The 24,494-nt window shown below is 56.7% G+C and carries 24 protein-coding genes; 5 read left to right on the top strand and 19 right to left on the bottom strand.

Annotation, left to right across the window (positions count from 1 at the left end; all coding sequences use genetic code 11):
- Positions 1–46: 46 nt before the first annotated feature.
- Both ACQKPC_RS07445 and ACQKPC_RS07440 read left to right on the top strand, forming a co-directional pair.
- Positions 47–1,072, top strand: a complete 1,026-nt coding sequence (locus ACQKPC_RS07445) for an ornithine cyclodeaminase (RefSeq protein WP_427623911.1) — start codon at positions 47–49, stop codon at positions 1,070–1,072.
- A gap of 112 nt (positions 1,073–1,184) precedes the next feature.
- The gene (locus ACQKPC_RS07440; RefSeq protein ID WP_427623910.1) at positions 1,185–2,606 is read left to right on the top strand and encodes an amino acid permease; all 1,422 of its coding nucleotides are present in this window, start codon (positions 1,185–1,187) and stop codon (positions 2,604–2,606) included.
- Positions 2,607–2,734: 128 nt separating this feature from the next.
- Here the strand turns inward: ACQKPC_RS07440 and ACQKPC_RS07435 are convergent, their stop codons facing one another.
- Positions 2,735–3,076: a hypothetical protein gene (locus ACQKPC_RS07435; RefSeq protein ID WP_427623909.1), complete on the bottom strand. Its 342-nt coding sequence runs from the start codon at positions 3,074–3,076 to the stop codon at positions 2,735–2,737.
- 146 nt (positions 3,077–3,222) lie between these two features.
- Positions 3,223–3,627, bottom strand: coding sequence for a RidA family protein (locus ACQKPC_RS07430; RefSeq protein ID WP_038983306.1), 405 nt, complete (start codon positions 3,625–3,627; stop codon positions 3,223–3,225).
- A gap of 144 nt (positions 3,628–3,771) precedes the next feature.
- Here ACQKPC_RS07430 and ACQKPC_RS07425 point away from each other — a divergent pair, with 144 nt between their 5' ends.
- Positions 3,772–4,698, top strand: a complete 927-nt coding sequence (locus ACQKPC_RS07425; protein ID WP_427623907.1) for a LysR substrate-binding domain-containing protein — start codon at positions 3,772–3,774, stop codon at positions 4,696–4,698.
- 70 nt (positions 4,699–4,768) lie between these two features.
- On the opposite strand, the gene ACQKPC_RS07420 is transcribed toward ACQKPC_RS07425, so the two are convergent.
- Positions 4,769–5,068, bottom strand: a complete 300-nt coding sequence (locus ACQKPC_RS07420) for a general stress protein (protein WP_427623906.1) — start codon at positions 5,066–5,068, stop codon at positions 4,769–4,771.
- Between the two features lie 290 nt (positions 5,069–5,358).
- On the opposite strand from ACQKPC_RS07420, the gene ACQKPC_RS07415 reads away from it, so the two are divergent.
- Entirely contained in the window at positions 5,359–5,916 is a 558-nt protein-coding gene (locus tag ACQKPC_RS07415) for an ATP-dependent Clp protease proteolytic subunit (protein WP_427623904.1), read from the top strand.
- A gap of 86 nt (positions 5,917–6,002) precedes the next feature.
- On the opposite strand, the gene ACQKPC_RS07410 is transcribed toward ACQKPC_RS07415, so the two are convergent.
- The 3 genes from ACQKPC_RS07410 to ACQKPC_RS07400 are packed head-to-tail and all read right to left on the bottom strand — an operon-like array spanning position 6,003 to position 7,899.
- Entirely contained in the window at positions 6,003–6,818 is an 816-nt protein-coding gene (locus tag ACQKPC_RS07410; protein WP_427623903.1) for a DUF3618 domain-containing protein, read from the bottom strand.
- Positions 6,815–7,258: a phage holin family protein gene (locus tag ACQKPC_RS07405; RefSeq protein WP_008072202.1), complete on the bottom strand. Its 444-nt coding sequence runs from the start codon at positions 7,256–7,258 to the stop codon at positions 6,815–6,817. The genes ACQKPC_RS07410 and ACQKPC_RS07405 overlap by 4 nt, the downstream gene beginning before the upstream one ends.
- Positions 7,258–7,899: a hypothetical protein gene (locus ACQKPC_RS07400; protein WP_427623902.1), complete on the bottom strand. Its 642-nt coding sequence runs from the start codon at positions 7,897–7,899 to the stop codon at positions 7,258–7,260. Before ACQKPC_RS07400 ends, ACQKPC_RS07405 begins: the two co-directional genes overlap by 1 nt.
- A gap of 349 nt (positions 7,900–8,248) precedes the next feature.
- Between ACQKPC_RS07400 and ACQKPC_RS07395 the strand changes: the two genes are divergently transcribed.
- Positions 8,249–8,680, top strand: a complete 432-nt coding sequence (locus ACQKPC_RS07395) for a nuclear transport factor 2 family protein (RefSeq protein WP_427623901.1) — start codon at positions 8,249–8,251, stop codon at positions 8,678–8,680.
- Positions 8,681–8,870: 190 nt separating this feature from the next.
- On the opposite strand, the gene ACQKPC_RS07390 is transcribed toward ACQKPC_RS07395, so the two are convergent.
- The 13 genes from ACQKPC_RS07390 to ACQKPC_RS07330 all read right to left on the bottom strand — a co-directional run bounded on the left by ACQKPC_RS07390 (position 8,871) and on the right by ACQKPC_RS07330 (position 24,493).
- Entirely contained in the window at positions 8,871–10,379 is a 1,509-nt protein-coding gene (locus ACQKPC_RS07390; RefSeq protein ID WP_427623899.1) for a tripartite tricarboxylate transporter permease, read from the bottom strand.
- A 24-nt stretch (positions 10,380–10,403) separates the two neighbouring features.
- The gene (locus ACQKPC_RS07385) at positions 10,404–10,895 is read right to left on the bottom strand and encodes a tripartite tricarboxylate transporter TctB family protein (protein ID WP_427623898.1); all 492 of its coding nucleotides are present in this window, start codon (positions 10,893–10,895) and stop codon (positions 10,404–10,406) included.
- Position 10,896: 1 nt separating this feature from the next.
- Positions 10,897–11,862 carry a tripartite tricarboxylate transporter substrate binding protein gene (locus tag ACQKPC_RS07380; protein WP_427623896.1) on the bottom strand — a complete coding sequence of 322 codons (966 nt, stop codon included), beginning with the start codon at positions 11,860–11,862 and terminating at the stop codon, positions 10,897–10,899.
- Between the two features lie 233 nt (positions 11,863–12,095).
- Positions 12,096–13,403 carry a dicarboxylate/amino acid:cation symporter gene (locus ACQKPC_RS07375; protein ID WP_008013247.1) on the bottom strand — a complete coding sequence of 436 codons (1,308 nt, stop codon included), beginning with the start codon at positions 13,401–13,403 and terminating at the stop codon, positions 12,096–12,098.
- Between the two features lie 193 nt (positions 13,404–13,596).
- Complete coding sequence (locus ACQKPC_RS07370; protein ID WP_427623895.1) at positions 13,597–14,334, bottom strand: peptidase; 738 nt, start codon at positions 14,332–14,334, stop codon at positions 13,597–13,599.
- 80 nt (positions 14,335–14,414) lie between these two features.
- On the bottom strand, positions 14,415–15,212 hold the full coding sequence (locus tag ACQKPC_RS07365; RefSeq protein ID WP_427623894.1) for a transglutaminase family protein: 798 nt from the start codon (positions 15,210–15,212) through the stop codon (positions 14,415–14,417).
- Positions 15,209–16,159, bottom strand: coding sequence for an alpha-E domain-containing protein (locus ACQKPC_RS07360; RefSeq protein WP_007902296.1), 951 nt, complete (start codon positions 16,157–16,159; stop codon positions 15,209–15,211). The genes ACQKPC_RS07365 and ACQKPC_RS07360 overlap by 4 nt, the downstream gene beginning before the upstream one ends.
- 3 nt (positions 16,160–16,162) lie before the next feature.
- Positions 16,163–17,572 (bottom strand): circularly permuted type 2 ATP-grasp protein, encoded by a 1,410-nt coding sequence (locus tag ACQKPC_RS07355; protein WP_007902297.1) that lies wholly within the window; start codon positions 17,570–17,572, stop codon positions 16,163–16,165.
- A gap of 722 nt (positions 17,573–18,294) precedes the next feature.
- Positions 18,295–19,521 (bottom strand): diaminopropionate ammonia-lyase, encoded by a 1,227-nt coding sequence (locus ACQKPC_RS07350; RefSeq protein WP_427623892.1) that lies wholly within the window; start codon positions 19,519–19,521, stop codon positions 18,295–18,297.
- 76 nt (positions 19,522–19,597) lie between these two features.
- Positions 19,598–19,777, bottom strand: coding sequence for a hypothetical protein (locus ACQKPC_RS07345; protein WP_427623891.1), 180 nt, complete (start codon positions 19,775–19,777; stop codon positions 19,598–19,600).
- A 294-nt stretch (positions 19,778–20,071) separates the two neighbouring features.
- A complete protein-coding gene (gene pyk, locus ACQKPC_RS07340; protein ID WP_427623889.1) occupies positions 20,072–21,538 on the bottom strand; it encodes a pyruvate kinase in 1,467 nt (488 codons plus the stop codon).
- Between the two features lie 155 nt (positions 21,539–21,693).
- Positions 21,694–23,037, bottom strand: a complete 1,344-nt coding sequence (locus ACQKPC_RS07335) for an MFS transporter (RefSeq protein ID WP_427623888.1) — start codon at positions 23,035–23,037, stop codon at positions 21,694–21,696.
- Between the two features lie 67 nt (positions 23,038–23,104).
- The gene (locus tag ACQKPC_RS07330) at positions 23,105–24,493 is read right to left on the bottom strand and encodes a four-carbon acid sugar kinase family protein (protein WP_427623886.1); all 1,389 of its coding nucleotides are present in this window, start codon (positions 24,491–24,493) and stop codon (positions 23,105–23,107) included.
- Position 24,494: the final 1 nt, after the last annotated feature.

Below are 24,494 nucleotides of genomic sequence, written 5' to 3'. Positions count from 1 at the left end.
GAAGACCGATATACCCCCCTGGATTTACAACTCAGAGAAAACACATATGACTCTATTCATAGACGTTGATCATGCTGCGACGCTTTTTCGTAAAATCGGAATCGGTAATGCCATCAAGGAAATGGCGCTCTACATCAAAGCCGACTATTGCCGTTGGGCTGACTTTGATAAGTCCCCACGTACGGCCAATCACTCCGATTCCGGGGTCATCGAGTTGATGCCGACCGACGACGGCAAGCAATATTCATTCAAATACGTGAACGGCCATCCCGCCAATGCCAGCAACAATCTGCTGACCGTCATGGCCTTTGGTGTTTTGGCGGACGTTGATAGCGGATACCCCACAGTCCTCAGCGAACTCACCCTGACCACCGCGGTTCGCACAGCGGCAACGTCCGCCCTGGTAGCCCAGTCCCTGGCGCGCAAGGGTTCGACACGCATGGCGATTATCGGAAATGGCGCCCAGAGCGAATTCCAGGCCATTGCCTTTTATGAAATGCTCGGGATCAACGAGCTGCGGATATTCGATATCGACAGTGGCGCTTCATTGAAATTGAAACAAAACCTGGAAAGCTATACCGGCATCAATGTCACCGTAGCCTCCTCCGTGCATGAAGCCGTCAAAGGCGTCGATATCGTCACCACCGTCACCGCGGACAAAGCCTACGCGACAATTTTGACGCCCGGCATGATCGAACCGGGCATGCATATCAACGCGGTTGGCGGTGACTGTCCCGGGAAAACCGAACTTCATGCCGATATCCTGCGCAACGCCCGGATCATTGTCGAGTTTGAACCACAGACGCGCATTGAAGGCGACATTCAGCAACTGGACGCTGACCATCCTGTCATCGAATATTTCCGCATCGTTCGGGATAACGAACCAGGCCGAGAAAATGACACGCAAGTCACGGTATTCGACTCGGTGGGGTTTGCGCTTGAAGACTTTTCTTCACTTCGTTATTTGCATGACCAAGCTGACAAATACGGGATCGGTGAAAAAATCCATCTTGTTCCCACGCCAGCCAATATAAAAAACCTGTATCAACTGATTGAGGGCAACTCTAACTGATTAACCGCTACTGCAAGAGTGCGCCCCCTGCAAGGCGCAATACCTACAACAATAAAACACACGCACTATTTATCTGCCAAAACTCAAAAACATAAAATCAAGAGGTTTTGTGATGAAATCAGATATGCATGAATTAGCTGAACAACCCGCATTACAGCGCACGCTCAGCAATCGCCACATTCAACTAATGGCCATGGGCGGCGCCATTGGCACGGGGCTGTTCATGGGCTCCGGCAAGATCATCGCCCTGTCCGGCACCTCGATCATACTTATCTATATGATCATCGGTCTTTTTGTTTACTTCGTCATGCGTGCCATGGGAGAGCTGCTTTTATCTAACCTGAACTTCAAAAGCTTTGCTGACTTTGCCGGGGCCTACCTCGGCCCTCGTGCGGCCTTCTTTCTCGGTTGGTCATACTGGTTGAGCTGGAGCGTGGCCGTTGTGGGAGATGCAGTGGTCGTCGGGGGGTTCTTTCAATACTGGTTCCCTGATGTACCGGCCTGGATCCCCGCCATCGGCATGATGCTGACCCTGTTCGCCTTGAATGTGCTCACCGTCAAACTGTTCGGCGAGGTTGAATTCTGGTTCGCGATCATCAAGATAATCGCAGTCGTCGCGCTGATCTCCGTCAGTGTGCTGCTGATTGCCAGCTCCTTTGTCTCACCCACGGGAGTCACGGCTTCCCTGACGCACCTGCTGGACAAGCAAGCCGCCTTCCCCAACGGCCTGTTCGGCTTCTTCGCCGGCTTTCAGATGGCGATCTTTTCGTTCGCGGGCACGGAGTTAATTGGCACCGCGGCCGCCGAAACCAGGTCGCCCGAAAAGACGTTGCCCAAAGCCATCAATTCCATACCGCTCAGGATCATCCTTTTTTATGTTCTGTCCCTGGTCTGCATCATCGCGGTGACCTCATGGCAGCAGGTATCGCCCAACAAAAGTCCCTTTGTCGAACTGTTCCTGATCGCGGGTTTTCCAGCGGCGGCCGGCATTGTCAACTTTGTGGTGCTGACCTCTGCGGCATCTTCCGCCAACAGCGGCGTGTTCTCGTCCAGCCGCATGTTGTTCGGCCTGGCCGACCTGGGTAACGCACCCGGTATTTTCAGACGGCTGTCGAAAAACAGCGTTCCGCTCATCAGCCTGGCCTTCACGACCTTTCTGATGTTGCTGGGGGTGCTGCTGCTGTTCATCATCCCTGAAGTCATGACCGCCTTTACCATCGTGTCGACGGTGTCGGCCATCCTGGTGATCTTTACCTGGTCGACCATCCTGGCGTCTTACATTGCTTATCGCAAAGCAAGGCCCGACCTGCATGCGCAATCCCGGTACAAAATGCCTGGAGGCGTGCCGATGGCCTGGTTCTCCCTCGCATTTCTCGCATTTGTGTTGTGCCTGCTTGCTCTTCGGCCAGACACCCGTCTTGCACTGTGTGTGATGCCTGCATGGTTCATTTGGTTGGCCATCGCCTACCAATTCTCACATTTCAGGAGCAGGAACCAGGCCAGCCACGCGGCTGGGTCACTTCTCAAAGAATGATCCATTGCACACCAAACCTGCATGCAAAAACCTGCACGCAAAAAAAGTCCCGTGACCGAATGAGGCACGGGACAAAAAATTGGTTGGTTGCGGCCAACCAAAGGAGCACTTTTAAAAGCGGTTACCGGTTACAGGCATTCCTGCGCGGCACGTTCGAAACTCGAAGGCATGAAGTTCGACGCCAGCAAGTGGCGCTCATACAAAAACACCTTGCCGCCATTCGGTGCCTTGTAGGCTTCGAGAACGTTGTCTGCCGCGACTTTGCTCGGCACCACGATCCGGTAGCTGCGCTGGGTTTGCGAGACCGTCGGGTTCAGTGCGCTGCCCTGCAACTTCGGTATCACGCAGTCGGCGTACTCGGCAGGCGTTTTTTTCGTCTGCAAGGTTAGCGTCGGGTCGTTCGGCGCGGAGGCGCAACCGGCCAGCAGCAAGGAGGCGAGTGTCATGACAGGAACAAATAAAGGGCGCATCGGTGAAGTCCTGAAAATAAAAAGTCTGGTTCATTGAGCAGCGTCTTCGATGGGGGCGATTTTCCACCTTTGCCCAACAAACCAGAACTTGCGTTTCTTGATTGTCACTATTACTTGAACCGATAGTTACGCCGCGCTATCGCGGATCAGCTCTTGATGGTTTCAGGAAGCTTGGCGATCACCTTGATCTCGAACTCAAAGCCATACAGCCACGTGACCCCGACGGCGGTTAACGTCGGGTGCGGTGCGTTACCCCAGAACTCTGGCACAACCTTCCAGATCGTCTCGAACTTCTCTTGCGGATCGACGATGAAGACCGTTATGTCAATCACGTCGTCGAAGGTGCAACCGGCAGATCCCAGAATCGCGTTCAGATTGTTAAATGCGAGCCGAACCTGGGTCTCCAGGTCGGGCTCGGGTGAGCCGTCTTCGGTACTACCGACTTGCCCCGAAACGAATAAAAAGCCATTGGACCGGATAGCCGGCGAATAGCGATTGCGCTCATAAAGCGCTTGGCGTCCGGGCGGAAAAACAACATCACGCTTGCTCATAAAGTGCCTCCTTCAACGGATCAAAGCCGACCCGCAATTAATGATGAAAGGGACTTTAAGGACTTGCGCCGGCTCGATAAACGAGCAACTGTAGCCATCACTGTTTGTAAAACCCAAACAATCCAATAGATATCCGGGGCAGAAATGGACCGTTTCGATGCGATGCTGGCATTTGCTCGGGTGGTGGAAACGGGCAGCTTCACCAAGGCGGCCGAAACACTGCATATGAGCAAGACGACTGTGACGCAACTGGTGCAGCAGTTGGAGGCCCGGTTACGCGTCAAATTACTCAACCGCACGACGCGCAAGGTCAACGTAACGGCCGACGGTGCCGTCTATTACGAGCGCGTCGTGCGTTTGCTAGCCGACATGGACGATGCCGAGACTAGCCTGTCCAGCGCCTCGGCCCTGCCTCGGGGCCGGCTGCGAGTGGATGTGCCCAGCCCATTGGCCAGCATGATTCTGGTGCCGGCGATGCCTGCGTTTCATGCTCGATACCCTGACATCCAGATCGACATGGGCGTCAGCGATCGCATCGTGGACATGATCGGTGAGCATGTAGATTGCGTTGTGCGCGGCGGCGAACTAACCGATCAGTCTCTGATGGCCCGGCGGGTAGGCGAACTCCAGCTTGGCGTTTATGCGGCACCGAGCTACCTGGAGCGCCTCGGCACACCGTCGCATCCGCAGGAGCTGGAAGATTCGCATCATCGTGTCGTCGGTTTCCTGTGGGCACGCACAGGCAAAGCCGTGCCTTATGCCATGCGCAGCAACAGCGAGAGCGTCCATATCAAGGGGCGCTACGTGCTGGCCGTCGACGATGGTAATGCCTACATCGCGGCCGGCCTGGCCGGCCTCGGAGTTCTTTGGCTGCCAGACTACATGTCCAAACCATACGAAGCGCGCGGCGAGTTGGTCCGTTTGTTCGAAGATTGGCGCCTCGATCCGATGCCGATCTACGTGGCCTTTCCGCCGAACCGGCATATCAGCTTCAAGTTGCGCGTATTCATTGATTGGGTCGCTGAGCTGATGGCACAGCATGCGCCTGTCACGGACCGGCATAACCCGTAAGACGACAGGAATCTGACCCGGATAAAACCAAGCCCCGCCAAAAGCGGGGCTTGATGTATTTCACTCGGCATCAGGGTTTACGCCCGCCGCCGGGATTTTGCCCTCCTCCTTTTTTGCCTGCGTCAGATGCTTTCTCTCTGTCTTCGACAAAGTTGTCTGGGCGTCCTCCTCCCTGTCCGCTACCAGAACGATTGGTATCGCTGGATTGACGGCCCCCTGAGGCCTGTCCACCTTTTTTGCCGGCATCGGAGGTGCGTTGCGGATCGTTCATCATCCCGCCGCCCGACTCTCCGCCTTTTCTACCGGCTTCGGAGGCTTTTCCAGGGTCATTGGCAAAATTGCCTGGGTTCTTGTTTCCGGTGTTAGCCATTTCCGTTCTCCTCATTGTTATTCACGAGCCTTCGTCGTCGGCTCGTCTAATTCCGAGGTTTTCTGCGATTGAAAGTTTGAACTGATCTGTCGTTCTTGCGACAAGCGGATCGGGATGATTAGTTCCAGAAAACTCCTGATGCGGCGACTAATGGGTGTGAGTAAAACGAGTATAAAAGTGGGGTCCGCTTATATAAATTGATGAAAGAAAAGCGCGTCGAGGTCTGGCATCATTCAAGCAGTTACGCTGAACTGTCAGCTCTCTAATTTATCCTGTGTGGAGGTACGTCGATGACAGAGCACATCGTCCACTTTCATTGCCAGATTGATCAGGGCACGATGGAACGCTTCAGGGACTGCTGCCTCGACGCCATCGACCAGGGCGCCTCCTCCTTACTGCTGAATCTCTCCACTAGCGGCGGCAGCACCAACTTCGGCTTCGCCCTCTATACCTTCCTCAAATCCCTGCCGGTGCCGCTGTGCGCGATCAATGCCGGCAACATCGAGTCGATGGGCATCATCATGTACCTGGCCGCCGGCCGACGGATCACCGCGCCCCATTCGCGGTTTCTGATTCACCCAATGAATTGGTACTTCCCCCAAAGCTCGGTCGACCATCAACGCCTGCGCGAATACCTCTTGAGCCTGGATAACGACCTCGCTCGTTATGTGCAAATCTTTGCCCTGGAAACCGCCAGCGCGGATACCAAACTGGACATTTTTCATTGCCTTTCAGCGGAAGAGAAGGTCATTGCGGCGCATGAATCCCTGGCCTACGGAATCGCCCACGAAATGCATCAGATGGTGTTTGCCGATAACGTCAAACACTGGAAAATCAGTGGCGGCTGACGCATGCTCCAGATGGTTCCGATACCGATAAACCGGGCTCGACGGGACGTCTGTGTATCAGACCTCCCGCCTTGCCCTGATTCCTGTCAAGAAGTCCCTAAGCCACGTGACAGATCGGCCGGGGTTTCGGACGCGGTCTTGCGCATCTCGCCCGTTTCTCCCGTGATTGACGCGTGGGGCTCCATCACCTTTTCGCGCACCGCCTCATAGCCCTCCCGTGCTTGCTGTTTGACCTTGCCGGTGAGGCTTGCGCTGGTCCTGCCCAGATAGCGACGCTCCGTCGCGGTGGTCGGTAGCGCTGCGCCCAGCAACGCTCCCACCGCTATACCGACCGCAGCCATCATCAGTGGTTGCTCCTTGAGCAGGTGACTGAACTGGTCGCCCATTTCATGAGTCCTGCGCGCCAGGCGATCACTGGTGTCATGGACGGCGTGACTGAGGTGATCGGTCTTCGCATGCAGGCTATCGCTCAGGTGCGCGGCCTTACCCTTGACTGCCTGATAGCTGTCCTTGAGCGAATCAGTGGTGTTGTGCAGACGCTGTCGGGCGTTGTCCATGCCATCGGCGAGCCCTTCGGCCAAGTCATCGGCCCAGTCGACATCCGGCTCGACGCGATATTCCCGCGGCGTTGGCGGGCGATTCTGGCTCATCATCAACCACATCAACCCGACCGAGGTCAGCACCGCGGGCACGGGGTTGTTGCGCACACTGGTGCCCAGGTTGGTCAGGAAGGTCGAGCCGTTGCTTTGCATCAGCAGCAGTGCCTGATCGAACATCTGGCCAGGGGTAAACTTGCTTTCCAGCGCGTCGACGATATGCCCGATGTTTTCCCGTTGCGCATCGATTTCACGCTCGATGGTTTCCGGGCTCTTGGCCGCTTCGGTTTCGAATTCTCGCTTCATGACACTTTCCTCCGCAGGGCTTCCTGGTCTTTATTCAGCGCGCCCAGGGTGCGATCAGGCTTGAAGTGGGAAGGCTCGAATTGTTTTTTGCCTGCCTGCAGCATCACGAACCCGATGACCATCACCACGACGCCGACAATCAGTGCTGCCAGCCAAGGCGCCATCACCAGGCTCAAGGCATAGACGACCGCCATCAGGACAATGATGAACCCGGCGAGCAGCACAATGGCGCCGCCGGCGACACCGGCAATCCCTGCTTTCAACGTCGTCAGGCTGGCCTGCAATTCCACCTTGGCCAACGCCAGTTCCTTGGTGAATAACGCCGGTACTTCCCGAGTTAACTGCCGCAATAAACCGACCACGGAAGCGTCATGATCAACCGTCGTGACAGACGGTGTGACGGGTGGTGTGGGTTGCAGTTCTGGATCGTTTCTGTTCATCACCGTTCTCCTGAGAAGGGGCTGGACCCTGGCATTGAGGAACTGTCGCCACGATGGTCGGGCGCGCTCGGCGAGGACGGCGTGATGCTAGAGGCCAACCCGGGCGACAGCTCGCCTCCGGGCGGCATCGACGTTTCATAAAGTCCTTGCGAGCCATCGCCAGTGAAGGTGGGTGTGCTGCTCTGCGCGGCGAACTCACGGTCGGTGGTTGTCGGCAGAGTCGCCGCGCCCGCTTTCAGGAACCGCGACAGACCGAACCCCACCGCGATGCTGCCGACAATGAATAACCCCGGATTGTCCCGCGCCAGGTCAGCGCCATCGTGCAAAAGTTCTTCGGCACTTTTGCTGCGCAGTTTTCCCGCCAGGCTGCTCATGCTGTCGGCCATGTTCGCCAGGTAGTCGGACATCCCGAACGTATCGTTCGTCCTGATCTCGGAAACGACTGACTGGGCGCCTCTGGCCAATGCTTCAATCTGATCCGCTGCGGTATCGCGGTATTGGCCGAACTGCTCATCGGCCTGATGCCGCGCACCGCCTATCGCTTCGGTAACCTCCTCTTTTAAATGCTGAAAATTTTGTTCGGAGCCTGGGGGATCCCGAGGGGTATCCGGTTGTCCGGTTCTGCTGTCTGGAATAGTCATGTCATCCCTCGCCTTCGTAATGAACACGTCAGGAAGTGGCCGCGGTGTGCCCGCGGTGGTGCTTCATTGCAGATGACGAGGGTGTCTGGCGGGGAGTTCCAAGCAGATGATGAAGTGATAAAAAATGCACCGCAGAACCTGTGGGAGCGGGCTAGCTCGCGAAAGCGATGTGTTAGGCGACATCAATGTTGAATGTGCTGCCGTCTTCGCGAGCAAGCCCGCTCCCACAGGATTGCGTTTCATTGACTGAGTGGATGCATCTCGCAATAAAAATCTGCTAAGTTGTACGATGACAGACGAGATGCGTACCTCTCTTCTGTCATCCCTATAACAACAAGGAAAAATACCCATGAAAAAAACGAAATTGCTTATCGGCTTCTTGTGCCTCTTCAGCAGCTATGTATTGGCGGCCCCTTCATCGGGCGAGAAGGATGTCGCCGTAGCGGTAGACCATCTGACTCAAGCCATGCTGACCAAGAACATTCCCCAACTGAATGCGCTCACCGCTGAAAACCTCACCTATGGCCATTCCAGCGGGAAAATCCAGGACAAGAAAGCGTTCATCGCCGACATCGAAACCGGAAAAAGCGCTTTCAAGACACTCGAAATGCAGGGCCAGACCATCACGCTGTCGGGTGATGTGGCGTTGGTCCGGCATCATTTTTCGGCCCAAGCCATCAAGGGTGAAGAGATCGTTCCCACGGAAATCGAGAACTTCCAGATCTGGCAGAAACAGAAAGGCAAATGGCTACTGGTAGGACGACAAGCGTTCCGCTTCTGAAATTGAGGATGTCGATGATCGTTCCCACGCTCTGCGTGGGAATGCAGCCCGGGACGCTCCGCGTCCCTTCCGGAGCCGAACGCGGAGCGTCCGTTGAGGCATTCCCACGCGGAGCATGGGAACGATCTACGTGGGGATTCTTGAGCCATGCTCCTAGGGCAAAGCATCATCAAACCGGCTCGCGAAGCCCTCAATCATCCTCATGCAATTTGATGCCGCGTTTATGCAGCACGTACGGAACCAGCAACACCAACAGCGTGAGCACCAGAAGCGAGGCCGCGATGGGTTGCGTCACAAATACCATCCAGTCGCCCTGGCTGATAGACAAGGCGTTGCGCAGTTGTTTTTCCGCCATCGGGCCCAGCAGCATGCCGACGATCACCGGGGCGACGGGGAAATCGAAACGGCGCATCAACACCCCTGCCCAGCCGATGCCCAGCATCAGAAACAGGTCGAACGTCGAGTGGCGCATGCCGTATACGCCGATGGTGGCGAATACCAGAATGCCGGCGTTCAGGTACGGCCGTGGAATCTGCAAGAGTTTGACCCACAGGCCCACCAACGGCAGGTTCAGCACCAGCAGGATGGCGTTGCCTATATACAGCGAAGCCACCAGCGTCCAGACCAACTCACCCGAGGTCTGGAACAGCAGCGGCCCCGGTTGCAGGTTGTAGTTCTGGAACGCAGCCAACAGAATCGCCGCCGTGGCGGAGGTCGGGATGCCCAGCGTCAGCAATGGCACCAGAGAACCGGTGGCGCTCGCGTTGTTGGCCGCCTCGGGGCCGGCGACACCTTCGATGGCGCCCTCGCCTTTGCTGGCCGCGAACTCTTTCGGGTATTTGCTGAGTTTGCGTTCGGTCGAATAAGACAGGAACGTCGGAATTTCCGCGCCACCGGCCGGAATCGACCCGAAGGGAAAACCGATCAGGGTGCCCCGCAGCCACGCGGGGATCGAGCGTTTCCAGTCGGCGCGGGTCATCCACAACGAGGTCAGGCGATGTCGGCTGCCCGTCTCTTCCTTTTGGTAGAGCACGCTGTACAAGGCCTCACCGACGGCAAACAAGCCGACCGCCACCAGCACCACTTCGATGCCATCGACCAGCTCGGGCACCTCCATGGTGTAGCGGGCAATGCCTGAGGTCGAGTCCAGGCCGATCAAGCCGATGGTCAGCCCGATGCCCAATGAGGCAAAGCCGCGCAGCATCGACGCACCGAGCACCGCCGACACCGTGGTGAAGGCCAGCACCAGTATCGCGAAATACTCCGCCGGCCCGAATTTCAGTGCCAGCGTGGCCACGAGTGGAGCGAACAACGTCAACAAAATCGTCGCGATGGTGCCGGCCACGAATGAACCGATAGCGGCCGTCGCCAGCGCCGGCCCGGCCCGTCCGTTACGGGCCATGAGGTTGCCTTCCAGGGCCGTGACCATGGAAGACGACTCCCCCGGCGTGTTGAGCAGAATCGAGGTAGTAGAGCCGCCAAACTGAGCACCGTAATAGATGCCGGCGAACATGATCAGCGCGCCGGTAGGATCGACCTTGGCGGTGATCGGCAGCAGTAAGGCGACTGTCAGCGCCGGTCCGATCCCCGGCAAAACACCGATCGCGGTGCCCAGCAGGCAGCCGATAAAGCCCCACATCAGATTGATCGGTGCCAGCGCGGCCCCGAAGCCGCTTGCCAGACTAGCGAGAATGTCCACCTTGTCGACCTCCTTCGGCCCGGATCAGATCCAGGCGTTGACCAGGGGCGGAAGGGAAACCCCTAGCCCGGCGGTGAAAAGCCAGTAAATCGGCAGCGTCAGGGCGATGCCTATGGCCAGGTCCCGCACCGGGCTGCGACTGCCAAAGCCCCGTGCCGAACAGGCAAACAGCAATGAGGCGGCCAATACGAAGCCGATGTAGGTAATGAGCAAGGCAACGCCCACAAGCCCCGCCGTGACCCAGGTCGCGCCGAGCTTGCCGCCGGGCTGAGCCTGGGTGGTTTCGTGGTCGTCGCCAAGGTTGCGAAAACCACCGGTGAGCGCCTGATAGCACATCAACAGACCGACGACGCCGAGAAACGCCGCGACGGCGTAGGGATAGACGTACGCCGCCATGATGACGAAGCCCATCTCGGGAGGAAACCGCGAGGCGCCGATCGCCAATACCGCGCTGATGGCGACGACACCTAAACCAATCGCCAGTTGGGCCGGCATGACTCTCCAGCGCCCGGCCATCTCAAAGCAGCCCGACCTTGACCAGCATCGCGCGCAGGCGCCCATGCTCTTCTTCGACGAATTTACCGAAATCATCCCCGGTCAAAATGCTCGGCGACCACGCATTGGTTTTTACGTTTTCTTGCCAGACGTTGCTTTTGGTGGCGGTCAGGACGGCTTCGGTCAGTTCTTTGCGCTGTTCAGGCGTCAGGCCCGCGGCGCCGTAAACGCCCCGCCAATTGCCGATTGTCACGTCATAGCCACTTTCTTTGAGCGTCGGCGCATCGATGCCTTCAACGCGGTTTGGCGCGCCGATCGCGAGTAAGCGGAACTGTTTGGACTGGACGTATTTGGCAAGCTCGGCGTAGCCGCCGGTGATCACCGTGATATGTCCACCCAGCACCGCAGCGACGACTTCGCCGCCCCCTGCGAAGGCCACGTAGTTCACCTTGTTGACGGGGACGTCCATTTTGCTCGCCAGTTCGGCGATGCCAATGTGGTCGATCGACCCTTTGGAGCCACCGCCCCATTTGATGTCGGACGGGTTGGCTTTGAAGTCTTTGAGCAAGTCGGCCAGGGTTTTGTACGGGGAGTCGTCACGCACGGCAATCACGTTGTATTCGGTAAACAGCCGGGCGATCGGTGTCACATCTTTCAAGGTGATTTGCGGTTTGTTCTGCTCGATGGCCGCGACCATGATCGCGCCGACCACAATCAGGGCATTGGCGTCGCCCTTGGTGCCATTGGCAAATTGCGCCAACCCCAGGGTCCCACCAGCGCCACCCTTGTTCTCGAAGGTTGTGGACTTTGCCGTTTTCGCCTCGACCATGGCTTTGCCCAGGACCCGTGCAGTCTGGTCATAACCACCACCGACTGAACCTGGGGCCATGAACTTGACGGTATCCAGCGCCAAAACCGGTGAGGCGAGCGCGGCGGCGGTAACTAAAACGGCGAGGTTGCTGCTGAATCGACGGGCCAATGCAAACATGAGTCGTCTCCGGATAGCTGTTCTTGTTGTTTTCGATCAGGGGGGAGCCCCTGTTGGTTGAACATGCGTCTGGGAATAAGCGTAGGTCATAGTTGTGTTTGTTGGTGTCCTTTCAATCAACCGGATGGCAATGACCGATAGCCCCGCGCAATGAGCTGATGTCCCGCGGGGCTGGCACCAAAAGCAGATCAGAAACGCAGGGGTATTATTCTATTAGGCTGCACGCCCGCGTTTCAGGCCTTTACCGGGACCGCCGATACCACCGCGTCCTCAAGATCCAGCGTTCTGGCGTGAGCCTGGGCCTCTTCTTCGCTCATCAGTTCGCCTTCCCATTTGGCGACCACGGCAGTGGCAATGGAGTTGCCCACCGCATTGGTTGCCGAGCGCCCCATATCGAGGAACGTATCGACCCCCAGAATCAGTAACAGCCCTGCCTCGGGAATATTGAACTGGTTCAGCGTCGCGGCAATCACCACCAGGGACGCCCGCGGTACACCGGCCATGCCCTTGGAGGTCAGCATCAGAATCAGCAACATGGTGATCTGGGTACCGATGGACAACTCGATGCCGTAAGCCTGGGCGATAAACAGCACTGCGAACGTGCAATACATCATCGAGCCGTCGAGGTTGAACGAGTACCCCATCGGCATGACAAAACTGGAGATCTTGCGCTTTACACCAAAGCGATCGAGGGCCTCGAGAATTTTCGGATACGCCGATTCGGAGCTCGCCGTGGCAAAAGACAGCAGGAAGGCTTCCTTGATCAACACCACGAGCTTGAACACCCGCGGTCCGAGAAACAGCAGGCCAGCCAGCACCAGCAGCCCCCACAGCAAGAACAGCCCCAGGTAAAAATCGCCCATGAAGACGGCGAATTTCAACAGGATTGCCAACCCGTTCACCGACACGGTCGCGGCCATGGCGGCCATCACTGCGATGGGTGCCAACTTCATCACGTAACCGGTGATTTTCAGCATCGCGTGGGACAACTCTTCGATCAGACCCACCAGACGCTCGGCCTTTTTGCCCAGCGCCGCCAGCGCGACGCCGAAGAACATGGAGAACACCACGATCTGCAGGATTTCGTTGTTGGCCATCGCCTCGGCGAAGGATTTGGGTACCAGGTGGACGACGAAATCCTTCAGGGTGAAGGCTGACGTCGCAAGGTTAGTGTGGGCACCGATATCGGGCAGTGGAAGGCCGAGGTTGTGGCCAGGTTGTAGCAGATTGGCCATGACCAGTCCCAGCACCAGAGACACCAACGAAGCCGTCACGAACCAACCCAGAGCCTTGGCAAATACGCGCCCGACCGACGCGGCATCGCCCATATGCGCGATACCGACCACCAGCGTCGAGAACACCAGCGGCCCGATCAGCATTTTGATCAGACGCAAAAAGACATCCGAGACAATGGAGATGTACCCCGCTACTTTGGTCGCCGACTCCTTGTCCGGAAAGTTGATGAACACCATGTAACCGATAAGGATCCCCAGGGTCATGGCGATCAGAATCCATGCCGCAGCCGGTAATTTGCTCTTCATAAAACACCTCCATGGGTTTAACCCAGTTCCAATTGCCTCAATGGCAGCGATTCATTCGCAATAGGTTGATCCATGCACTGAACGACTTTTATCCGCTCAAGTGCGCTGAACCGGGCAGCAAGCAAACCGCCCTTGAATCGGGGCGGTGCTTGAACAAGAGGTGAATCGTTATTTTTGTTATCAGCCGACTACGTCATGCAGGCATCATGTACACGTCGGGAGGCTCCGGCAGAGCAGCGAGCATGTCTTGCAGTCCGACAGCCCACTGCGCACGGATACGATTGAAGTAAGGGTCGTCGGCCGTGATGCGGTAACTTTTCGCGCGGGTAAAACTGTCTTTGCGGTACACCAGCAGGTCCAGCGGCATGCCTACCGACAGGTTGCTGTGCATGGTCGAGTCGAACGAGATCAGCCCGCAGCGCAGGCCTTCGTCGAGTGAGGTGCGAAACTTCAGGTTGCGATCCAGGATCGGCCTGCCGTATTTGCTTTCACCCAATTGCAGGAACGGCGTGTCCTCCGTCGCTTGAATGAAGTTGCCTTGCGGGTAAATGCTGTACACGTCCATGGGCCCGTCCGCGATTTGCCCACCGACCAGAAAGGAACAACTCAAGTCGGTCTTGCCCGCCAACCTGGTACGATCCCGGGCGACGACTTCGCGAACGGTTTCGGCCACCAGCACGGTGGCGTCATAGAGCGTGCGGACATTCAACAGATGGGTACCCGACCCGCTCGCACGTTGCTTAAGCAGGTTGACCACCGATTGCGACGTGGCCAGGTTGCCCGCGGTTTGCAGCACGATCAGCCGCTCTCCTGGCGTGCTGAAAATAAACAACTTACGGAAGGTTGAAATCTGGTCGATACCGGCATTGGTCCTTGAATCGGAGATGAACACCAGCCCGTCGGCCAGGTGCATAGCGACGCAATAAGTCATTCGTGTTAACTCGTGAATTAGAGATGAGAGGCCATACCGTCTCCACGACGGTATGGCCAGTTGCTGCGACTGACTCGGGGTTATTGGTGTTGAACCTGAAACAGGGACGTTACCTGTACCCGAGCCAGCATCGACTCAGCCCCGCCGCCACGACGCATACCGCGTACCGGACAGGCGTCCAGGTAGTCCAGACCCACCGCCAGTTTCAGATGGCGTTCGGGCCGGGCCAACCGATTCGTCACGTCGAAGCTGTACCAGCCATCGTCGAGCCACGCTTCGGCCCAGGCATGACTGGCCAAGTGATTTTCATCTTCGGTACACAGGTAGCCAGAGACATAACGTGCGGGAATTCCCAGGCTGCGGGCGCAGGCCAGGAAAGCGTGGGTGTGGTCCTGGCACACCCCTCCTCCGCCCGCAAACGCCTCGGCTGCGGTGGTATCGACCGTGGTCGCACCCGGGTTGTAGACCATGTGGTCGGCCAGGCCATTCATCAGGTCGATCAGCGCCGTCCGATCACGCCGCGTACCGCAGTGCTGCACGGTAAAGGCATTCAGGGCATCGTCCAATTTTGTCAGGTGACTGGTGCGCAAAAATGGCAAAGGCGATTGGCTGTCGCGTTCAAACTCACGGCCCGGATCGATTTCCACCTGACCATAAGCCGTCAGCACCAGAGCTCCGTGGGGCTCGTCCATCGTCAACACATGCAGGATGTTGCCGTAAGGATCGAACTGGCTGCGGACCAGGCGCGGCAATTCCAGGTGCCATTCGAGGATGCGCTGGCGATCGCTGTTCTGCGGTGTCAGCCGCAGGAACTGGATGCTGGTGCAGACTTCGTCGGCATAGCTGTAGGTGGTGTCGTGGCGTATGGACAGTTTCATACGACCTCCAGATAAGACTCGTGCACGGTCTGACCAAGATGGCGAACCTGGGAGATGAAGTCAGTCAGCCACAGGTGCAGACCGAAGCCGAGAATCTCGTCGATCCCGGTATAACGCAGCCGCGCATTCAGTTCGGCGGCCAGGCGCTGGGCCGGTCGGCCGTTGTTGCCCGGCAGGCTGGCGAGGATCTGGTCCAGTTCCTCGATACAAGCGTGCAGCGAACGCGGCACATCGCCACGCAACAGCAGCATCTCGGAAACCTGCTCGGCGCCGGGCGCATTGCGGTAGATCTCGTTGAACGCCTCGAAGGATGACAAGGCGCGCAGCAAGGCGCTCCATTGGTAGTAGCCTCGCGCAGAGTTGTCACTCACCTCCTCCGACTCTTCGCCAAACATTTCGTAGCGCGCATCCAGCAGACGCAGAGTGTTATCGGCCCGTTCAAGGAAAGTGCCCAGGCGGATAAAGCAGTAGGCATCGTTGCGCATGATGGTGCCCGAGGTCGCCCCACGGAACAGATGCGAGCGCTCCTTGACCCACTCGCAGAAATGGCTGATGCCGTAGCGACCCAGGCCATTGCTGGCGATATTGCGCATCTCCAGCCAGGTGGCGTTGATGTTCTCCCACATGTCGGCGGTGATGCGTCCACGCACCGCGTGAGCATTGGCCCGAGCGGCCTGCAGGCAGCAATAGATACTGCCGGGGTTGGTTTCATCCAGCGCGAAAAAGTGCAGCATGCGCTCGGTGTTGAGTTCGCCGTAGCGTTCGTTGTAGTCGTCCAGCGTGCCGGCGGCCAATAGCGACATCGCCAGCTCGGCGCGGCCATCGGTGCGCCCGGCGTGGGGCATCAGCGACAGCGAGTAACTGACTTCGAGCATGCGCGCCAGGTTTTCGGCGCGCTCCAGGTAACGGGACATCCAGTAGAGGTCCGAAGCGGTTCTTGAAAGCATGTCTTAGTCCTCCACTACCCAAGTGTCTTTGGTGCCACCGCCCTGAGACGAGTTCACCACCAGCGAACCTTCGCGCAATGCGACGCGGGTCAGGCCACCGGGCACCAGACGGGTTTCGCTGCCCGACAATACAAACGGGCGCAGATCAATGTGGCGTGGAGCGATGCCGTTTTCGACAAAGGTCGGGCACGTCGACAGGCACAGGGTGGGTTGGGCGATATAGGCTTCGGGGCGTGCCTTGAGGCGCGCGCGGAAGTCCTCGATTTCCGCCGCCGTGGCCGCGGGCCCAACCAGCATGCCGTAGCCGCCGGAACCCTGGGTTTCCTTGACCACCAACTCGGGAAGATGGGCCAGCACGTGGGACAGCTCTTCGGGTTTGCGACATTGCCAGGTCGGCACGTTCTTGAGGATCGGTTCCTCGCTGAGGTAGAAGCGGATCATGTCGTCGACATAGGGGTAGATCGACTTGTCGTCGGCCACACCGGTGCCGATGGCGTTGGCCAGGACCACGTTCCCCGAGCGATAGGCCGCCACCAGCCCCGGGACACCCAGCATGGAGTCGGGGTTGAACGACAGCGGATCAAGGAACGCATCGTCGAGGCGGCGATAGATCACATCCACCTGTTTCGGGCCGGCGGTGGTGCGCATGTAGACATGATCGTCGCGGACAAACAGGTCGGCGCCTTCGACCAGTTCCACGCCCATTTCACGGGCCAGGAATGCGTGTTCGAAGTAAGCGCTGTTGAAGCGACCCGGGGTCAATACCACGGCCGTCGGGTTGTCCAGGGGGCTGGAGCTCTTGAGGGTGTCCAGCAGCAGATTGGGGTAGTGATCGATGGGTGCCACACGCTGGGCGGCGAAGAGTTCGGGGAACAAGCGCATCATCATCTTGCGGTCTTCGAGCATGTAGCTCACACCGCTGGGGGTGCGCAAGTTGTCTTCCAGTACGTAGTAACTGCCATCCCCGTCGCGGACCAGATCGACCCCGGAGATGTGGGCATAGATGCCGCGGTGCAGATTCAGGCCCTGCATGGCGACCTGATAACCCTCGTTGGCCAACACCTGTTCGGCCGGAATAATGCCCTCCTTGAGAATGCGTTGCCCGTGGTAGATGTCGGCCAGGAACATGTTCAATGCCTGGACCCGTTGAATGCAGCCACGCTCCACCGTTTGCCATTCGCGGGCGGTGATGCTGCGTGGAATGATGTCGAACGGAATCAACCGCTCTGTGCCCTGCTCGTCCCCGTATAAGGTGAAGGTGATGCCGGCTCGGTGGAACAACAGGTCGGCTTCGCGACGACGTTGATCCAGCAACTCCAGAGGTGTGTCCGCCAACCAACGCGCGAACTCCTGGTAATGTGGGCGGCAGCCACCACTCGCATCATACATTTCGTTAAAAAAAGCTCGGGACATACCCTACTCCTTGCCGCGATACAGACGGCATTTTCTTATCACTTTGCTATTTCAATAAAATAAGGCCTTACGTTGTTTTAGTGAGTACTGTTTCTGTTGAGCACCTCAGTGTGCGTCGTTAACTTCCTGTCACATTCGGAAATAACTTCCTCATGACTCCGGCAATCTCTTGACGCGTCCCGACGCCAGAGATTCGGCCTCTGCGGTTTGATTTCTGGCGCCCCATTTATAACGTTCCCCATTATCTTTTTTCGTTGAAAACCACACTTGCGGTGGTTGGAAAGTACTTTTGCAAGGGCTGTGCCCAAGTATTGTTACTGCTGATAAAAAACGAAAAACCCCTCCGCAAAGACACCAAAGAGACATTTCATTGCATTTTTGAGACAGAAACAGATGCGATCGCTGAAACGTTTTTCCCACTTGTAACTTGCACAACTCTGGAGCGGGCAAAAATGGTGCGATTAGCAACTCCGGGGCGTTTTTTGCCCTATAAGCGGGAAATTTCTACTCATTATTTTTATTGCCCTTGTAATACAAAGCATCTCACCCGGTGTCTCGATAAATATCGAACGCACTATTAATGCTCAAAAAAATGCACCAAGAGATTTCAGAAAGAACGTAAGTGCCAAGTAGTGAGGCAAAAAAAAGAGAGCGCAAAGAGGGCCTGATCCGTGGCCGAAAGAGGTCGAGACAGACTGCGAGCGGGCCGCCCGGTTATCCGGTCAAACGGCCGCCAACCATTCTTTTTGACGGGCTAAAACCGATGTCGCTGTCTCACCGACCAGCTCAGCGTACACATTGGGTGCGGTCGCCCCTTCGGTGCTGATCAACAGGACTTTCGATTGCCGATTGATACCGGTTTTTGAGGCGAGGCCTGGCGTCGACATGATCTGCGTAAGCCCGGCTAGCCCGGCAACGGCGGATTCTCCAGCGACCACCGGGATATCTTGTGGGCTACCGGTAGCGAGCTTACGCATGGCGTCCACGGCATCCTGATCCTGGACAGTCATGAAAAAATCGACGCTGGAACGAAGAAACTTCCACGCCAGTGGCGAGGTTTCACCACAGGCCAACCCGGCCATCAGCGAGTCTACCGAGCCCGTTGCCTTTGCGGCTTTACCGCTGAGGGCGCTTTGGTACAGGCAATCGGCTTGCTCGGGCTCCACGACAATCAACACAGGTCGTTGCTCGCCATACTGCTCCCAGAAATAACTGGCGATCCCCGCCGCCAGTCCGCCGACCCCGCCTTGCAGAAAAATATGGGTGAATGCACACCCGCTGCCATGCCATCCAGTCGACGCCTCAATGATTTCTGCGGCCATGGTGCCGTAACCCTGCATGACGTCCCGCGGGATCTCTTCGTAGCCATCATAGGAAGTGTCAGAAACAACCCGCCATTGATTGCTCGCAGCCAGGGCTGCTGCGTGCTCGACCGACTCATCGTAGTTGCCGCTGATACGGAAGATCTCTGCGCCAAAAGCCGCAATGCCCTCTTCGCGCTCGGTACTGACCTTGGCATGCAGCACGATCATGCATCGGCAGCCGATGCTTTGCGCGGCTGCGGCCAGCGCACGGCCATGGTTGCCGTCGGTAGCACTGATGACGGTGAAGTCGGCCAGTGACGTCGCGTACTTGCCTGCAAGCAGACCTGCCGCGTCATAGCCTCGCGCTGGAAATGTCCGAAGGATCAAACGGACCAGCGCAATCGGTGCGCCAAGAGCCTTGAAACTGCCGAGCACAGAACGCGCGGACTCATCCTTCACCCAAACGTGCCCGACGCCCAGTTGCGCGTCCAGGCTGGGTAGCGAATACAAAGGCGTGCCCTGGTGATTCAGGTGCCGCCAATGGGCAAGCCAGGCGCGACTTTCAGCGGCTTTGTGCATGCTCATGATGCCCAGCAGATCATCAGGATAGGGTTCACGTCTTGCGTTGGGATTGGCGATTAACATGGGGGCACTCCATTTTCAGGCAAAGCGAAGTCGTCGCTGGCGAATGTCAGCCAGCGAATCTGCCAAGGCAAATTCCTCAGCAGTCACGCCTTGTTGAGGACGCATGCGACGTTGGAATGATCACGCTGTTGCCGCGCAGAAGTTCTTCCGCTGCGTTGTAGAGCCAATCCGCCCGAGCGGCGTCCTGCGGGCTTTCGCTCGCTAGAGGGGGATGATGACGATCATGTTTTAACGGGAAAAAATGTGTTGTGTTCATGATCGTCTCCAGAGCGAGCACGAAGGTTGTGGCGCGTGGCCTGACTGCCAAGGAATCAAATACCTCTTATCCATATTGACCGTAGGCGTTGTGGCAGAGTCCATCGGCGATGCGCCCTTACGTCAGTAGGATCGGGCTGCCAAATCACGATACAAACAGACTATCCAAGCACTTTTAACTGATTGTCCTCTCTTTCGAACTTCACGGAGTCCATGGAGATCTACCGAAGCACTAACCAAAGAGGCATCCAAAGCACCTGGATCGTTTATGGCGATACTGTTTTGAGGAGAGATGTTAGGGGGCGCTCGAATAGCTCACGGAAGTAGGAATCTGAAGAATCTTCAGACCATTGGTGCCGCCCGCGACGCTGTAACTGTCGCCCTTCGTGAGAATCACCCAGTCGCCGGGAGCAACAAGACCACGCCGGAGCAGCTGATTGATTGCTGCCTCGCTCACGCTTTCCAGGGGGAGCGAAAGTGGATCGAACGCTATCGGGTAAACGCCACGAAACATAGATGTGCGGGCCTGTGTAGCCCGATGCGGCGACATGGCATAGATCGGCACATGCGAGCGTAGGCGGGACATGATCAATGGCGTGTAGCCACTTTCTGTCAGAGAGATGATCGCCTTAACGCCTGGAAAGTGATTAGCGGTGTACAGCGCGGCAAGGGCGATGCTCTCATCGCAGCGATCAAAACTGGTATGCAGGCGGTGGCCGGACTTCAGATTGGTTGGATGCTTTTCGGCGCCACAGCAAATTCGCGCCATGGCACGTACGGCTTCGATCGGATAAGCGCCGGCCGCGCTCTCAGCGGACAGCATCACCGCGTCGGTGTTGTCCAGCACCGCGTTCGCTACGTCAGATACTTCGGCACGCGTTGGCATCGGGCTGGATATCATCGACTCCATCATCTGCGTCGCAACGATTACCGCTTTGTTATTGCGACGAGCGTGAAGAATGATCTTTTTCTGGATGCCGATCAGCTCGGCATCACCGATTTCGACGCCTAGATCCCCCCTGGCGACCATCACTGCGTCGCTCGCTGCAATCAGACCATCAAGCGTCTCGTCGTCAGCAACAGCCTCGGCGCGCTCAATTTTTGCAACCAACCAGGCACTACCGCCCGATTCGTCACGCAGCTTGCGGGCGTAATCCATATCACTCGCGTCTCTTGGAAAGGACACTGCTAGATAATCCAGATCCATCTCTGCAGCCAGCTTGATATCCGCCTTGTCTTTCTCAGTCAAAGCCGGAGCCGTCAGCCCCCCACCTTTGCGATTGATACCTTTGTTATCCGATAGAGGCCCACCCACTGTCACCGCGCAGTGCAGGGCATCAGCAGTTGTGGATTCAACCCGCATTACCACTCGGCCGTCGTCGAGCAGCAGTTCGTCACCTACCCCGCAATCCTGCACCAGGTCTGGATAGTCGATGCCCACAACCGTTTCATTACCCTCGGTCAGTGGGTGAGTGATAGAAAATGAAAACTTATCTCCGACCTTTAACTCAACACACTTGTTGGTGAACTTGGCGATGCGGATTTTTGGCCCTTGCAAATCGCCTAGCAAAGCAACGTGCCTACCATGCTGTGCAGCGATTTCACGAATCATACGGGCCCGCGCGATATGCTCGGCGGGAGTACCGTGAGAGAAGTTCAATCGCGCAACATCCAGACCTGCGAGTATCAACTGTTCAATCACTTGTGGGGAACTACTAGCCGGCCCGAGGGTTGCAACGATCTTGGTTCTGCGGATGGTCATACGAAGTTCCTTCCAGTGGGGCTGAGGCAAATTCTCAGCGTCCCTTTATAAATAAAGTTCGAGAGCTATTTGCTGGAGATGGAACAGCACAGCCGCTCAATACACTTCAGAGGACGTACGACACGCCGCAGCCGGGCATGCCGTACACATGCTTGTCATTCGTCCACGATATCCACGTCCCTGGTTTCAGCGGACAGGAAAACGCAAAGTGCTGAGAACGCTGCAAGCGCTATGGTGAGTACGGAAATAGCGTAGGGCGTACCATAGTGGCTAAGCAGGAATGCTCCTAGGATTGGCGCAGTGCCGCCGCCAATGATTCCACCGAGGTTGGTGGACATTGCAAAGCCGGTGAACCGGGCGCTTGGCCCAAACGCCTCGCCAGTGAAGGACGGCACAGCGCCGTAGACCAAGCCATAGCCAGTCATGAATAGGCAGGAGCCTGCGACCATCGGCCAAAACTCGCCGGTGGAGAATAGGTGCCAGAATGGAAACGCAGCGAGGGCGGTCACGGCAAAACCGATGAGCATCATCGTGCGTCGACCGATTCGATCAGCCATGGCACCGGCAAATGGCACCACCACCAGGTGGGTACAAATAGCAACCATCGCGACCGACAACACGAAAGCATTGGACAATCCAAGCTCCCGTTGACCGTAGCTGAGTGCGAAAACTGTGAAGAGGTAGAAGGTGGAGAAATGGCAGATGTTCGCACCTGCAACCAACAGCAATTGCTTTGGATATCGGGTGAACAACCGCATGGCAGGCGACTGCGATGGTTCCGAGGTTACTGCTCGCTTCTTAGCGGTTTTCTCGAACACGGGCGATTCGGGCACTTTCGAACGCACGAAGACCCCGACAGCCAATAAGACGATACTTGCGACGAATGGAATGCGCCATCCCCAAGAGTAGAAGTCTTCTTTGGACAACAACGCGCTAACAATCAGCAGCATGCCTGCGGAGGCGATGAAACCAAACACTGGGCCGATGTTGTTGATAGCAGCATAAAACCCTCGTCTCCGCTTAGGTGCGTGCTCCAAAAGCATTAATACTGCCCCGCTATACTCACCAGCAAAGGCAAAGCCTTGGATGAAGCGCAGTACGCATAGCATGATTGGCGCCCAGATACCGATACTCGCATAAGTTGGCAGAAGGCCGATACCAACAGTGCTCAACCCCATGATAATAAGGGTGAGATAGAGTAGTTTCTTGCGGCCAATACGATCTCCGAAATGTCCTAGTACTAGCGACCCTAGTGGACGAGCCACAAATGAAATGGCAAAAGACGCAAGCGATGCAAGACGAGAAACAGCCTCATCGCTACCGGGGAAAAACAGCGGGCCGAAGATCAGTGCGGCGGCAGTCCCATAGAGATACAGATCGTAAGTTTCCAGCGCTGTCCCGAAGAGACTTCCGGCAACTACGCTCTTCATGGACTTTTTCTCGCCATCGTCCAAATATTCAAGATCTTGTTCGACAGGACTCGATATAGTGGTTTGCATGATTTCACCTTTTGTTATTGTAAATATGCAAGTATTTTCTTGTTGGTGTGAGCATTCAGATAAATTACTAAGAGCCTCTCAAAGTTTTAATGAAGTAATCTCGATCTCCCATCTGACCGCCCTTCAGGGCAACCTCCAACTCTGCGAGATACGGCTTTTGAGAACGCATCTGACACAACGGAGCTCCAGGCGAAATGTCAGACTTGATGACCAGAGCATCAGGGGCAAGGATCTTAGTAACCTGGCTAGAGGTATCTCCTCCTGATACAACCAGTCTCTTCAACGGAAATGCTTTAAGAATCTCAAGCACAACGCGCCCGAGCTCTACAGCGAGTTTTTTGCCGCCTTGAACTCTCGCGTCATCACGAAGCAAGCCTTCGAGAAGCATTGCCTTAATCATCTGCTCAATTCGCGGATCATTCGGGCCCTTGGCCGTATGGATCAACACTGATCGCCCTTTTTCAAGGTGCGATACTGCAGCAGTGACTACGTCACGTACCGCTGCACTTCGGCGAGCGTCAACAATCAACGCAGCAGCATCAACTTCAAGTTCGACGAATCCATAATCAATCGCGGCGTCGATCTGCGCTTGGCTCAAGGGTGAGGCGCTACCAGAAATAACCAGCACCTGCTCCACCGACTTCAATGGCTCCACCTTCGCTTCGCGCGTCTCCATCAGGCCGGCTGAACGCCAGTGCTGTGTCAGCCCGTATTCGACACCCGAAGAGCCGACCACAAACAAAGGCGCATCGCTCGATGACAGCTCAGTTAGCACTCGGCCAGCAGTCGTCATGTGCGCTTCAGTTGTGCCATCAAACAATACGGCATCGTGCTGGCCAGCCAGCTCTCGCACCAAGTTGGGAAGGTCGGAGTTTTGCTCCATCTGACGAATATCGATCTTGCTGATCGACAAGTTTTTTTGTTGACCTATATGGATACTCAGGTCGGCCTCATGCATCGGCGTGATCGGGTGAGCACGCATAATCGGATGGCGGTCGATCCTATGAACCGTATGATCAGTTTTAGACAGCGCGTACAGGTTACCGAAGACACAGTAACGACCCAGTGCCGGATTCCCCGCGATGATCGGGATGCCTTTTGTCCCGAAGGTACGTGCAGCCAGCTCAATAACATGACCGATGCTGCCTACAGTCGACGCGCTGTCGAATGTGGAGCAGACCTTGTAGTGAACGAGCGATGGAGACAGACGCTTGATCGCCTGGAAAATCTCAGGCAGCACATCATCCATCTCCGAGTTGGACAACGCACGGCTGTCTCCGGCGATTCCGATAGCATCGAATCCACCCATTTCGGCCAGCAGTTCCGGGGTAGGTGGAGTCAAGAACAATGCGCACTTGAGCCCAGCTGCCGTGAGAACCTCCAACGCATCGGTCGAACCAGTGAAATCATCTCCATAAAATACCAGGGAAAGATTGGAAGCTTGGTAGGAGCCCATG

It is taken from the genome of Pseudomonas sp. NPDC089918 (assembly GCF_050280605.1).
In the GTDB taxonomy this organism is placed as follows: Bacteria; Pseudomonadota; Gammaproteobacteria; order Pseudomonadales; family Pseudomonadaceae; genus Aquipseudomonas.
Note: the sequence above shows the minus strand (reverse complement) of the source record. Positions and strands in the feature narration are given on the sequence as shown.

Bases quoted from the DNA above. Each gene is read 5' to 3' on its own strand.
- ACQKPC_RS07430 (WP_038983306.1), bottom strand. From the start codon at position 3,627: ATGAGCAAGCGTGATGTTGTTTTTCCGCCCGGACGCCAAGCGCTTTAT.
- ACQKPC_RS07370 (WP_427623895.1), bottom strand. From the start codon at position 14,334: ATGACTTATTGCGTCGCTATGCACCTGGCCGACGGGCTGGTGTTCATC.
- ACQKPC_RS07415 (WP_427623904.1), top strand. From the start codon at position 5,359: ATGACAGAGCACATCGTCCACTTTCATTGCCAGATTGATCAGGGCACG.
- ACQKPC_RS07330 (WP_427623886.1), bottom strand. From the start codon at position 24,493: ATGGGCTCCTACCAAGCTTCCAATCTTTCCCTGGTATTTTATGGAGAT.
- ACQKPC_RS07445 (WP_427623911.1), top strand. From the start codon at position 47: ATGACTCTATTCATAGACGTTGATCATGCTGCGACGCTTTTTCGTAAA.
- ACQKPC_RS07360 (WP_007902296.1), bottom strand. From the start codon at position 16,159: ATGCTTTCAAGAACCGCTTCGGACCTCTACTGGATGTCCCGTTACCTG.
- ACQKPC_RS07400 (WP_427623902.1), bottom strand. From the start codon at position 7,899: ATGACTATTCCAGACAGCAGAACCGGACAACCGGATACCCCTCGGGAT.
- ACQKPC_RS07365 (WP_427623894.1), bottom strand. From the start codon at position 15,212: ATGAAACTGTCCATACGCCACGACACCACCTACAGCTATGCCGACGAA.
- ACQKPC_RS07380 (WP_427623896.1), bottom strand. From the start codon at position 11,862: ATGTTTGCATTGGCCCGTCGATTCAGCAGCAACCTCGCCGTTTTAGTT.
- ACQKPC_RS07355 (WP_007902297.1), bottom strand. From the start codon at position 17,572: ATGTCCCGAGCTTTTTTTAACGAAATGTATGATGCGAGTGGTGGCTGC.
- pyk (WP_427623889.1), bottom strand. From the start codon at position 21,538: ATGACCATCCGCAGAACCAAGATCGTTGCAACCCTCGGGCCGGCTAGT.
- ACQKPC_RS07420 (WP_427623906.1), bottom strand. From the start codon at position 5,068: ATGGCTAACACCGGAAACAAGAACCCAGGCAATTTTGCCAATGACCCT.
- ACQKPC_RS07395 (WP_427623901.1), top strand. From the start codon at position 8,249: ATGAAAAAAACGAAATTGCTTATCGGCTTCTTGTGCCTCTTCAGCAGC.
- ACQKPC_RS07350 (WP_427623892.1), bottom strand. From the start codon at position 19,521: ATGTTAATCGCCAATCCCAACGCAAGACGTGAACCCTATCCTGATGAT.
- ACQKPC_RS07335 (WP_427623888.1), bottom strand. From the start codon at position 23,037: ATGCAAACCACTATATCGAGTCCTGTCGAACAAGATCTTGAATATTTG.
- ACQKPC_RS07405 (WP_008072202.1), bottom strand. From the start codon at position 7,258: ATGAACAGAAACGATCCAGAACTGCAACCCACACCACCCGTCACACCG.
- ACQKPC_RS07345 (WP_427623891.1), bottom strand. From the start codon at position 19,777: ATGAACACAACACATTTTTTCCCGTTAAAACATGATCGTCATCATCCC.
- ACQKPC_RS07435 (WP_427623909.1), bottom strand. From the start codon at position 3,076: ATGCGCCCTTTATTTGTTCCTGTCATGACACTCGCCTCCTTGCTGCTG.
- ACQKPC_RS07425 (WP_427623907.1), top strand. From the start codon at position 3,772: ATGGACCGTTTCGATGCGATGCTGGCATTTGCTCGGGTGGTGGAAACG.
- ACQKPC_RS07385 (WP_427623898.1), bottom strand. From the start codon at position 10,895: ATGGCCGGGCGCTGGAGAGTCATGCCGGCCCAACTGGCGATTGGTTTA.
- ACQKPC_RS07410 (WP_427623903.1), bottom strand. From the start codon at position 6,818: ATGAAGCGAGAATTCGAAACCGAAGCGGCCAAGAGCCCGGAAACCATC.
- ACQKPC_RS07375 (WP_008013247.1), bottom strand. From the start codon at position 13,403: ATGAAGAGCAAATTACCGGCTGCGGCATGGATTCTGATCGCCATGACC.
- ACQKPC_RS07440 (WP_427623910.1), top strand. From the start codon at position 1,185: ATGAAATCAGATATGCATGAATTAGCTGAACAACCCGCATTACAGCGC.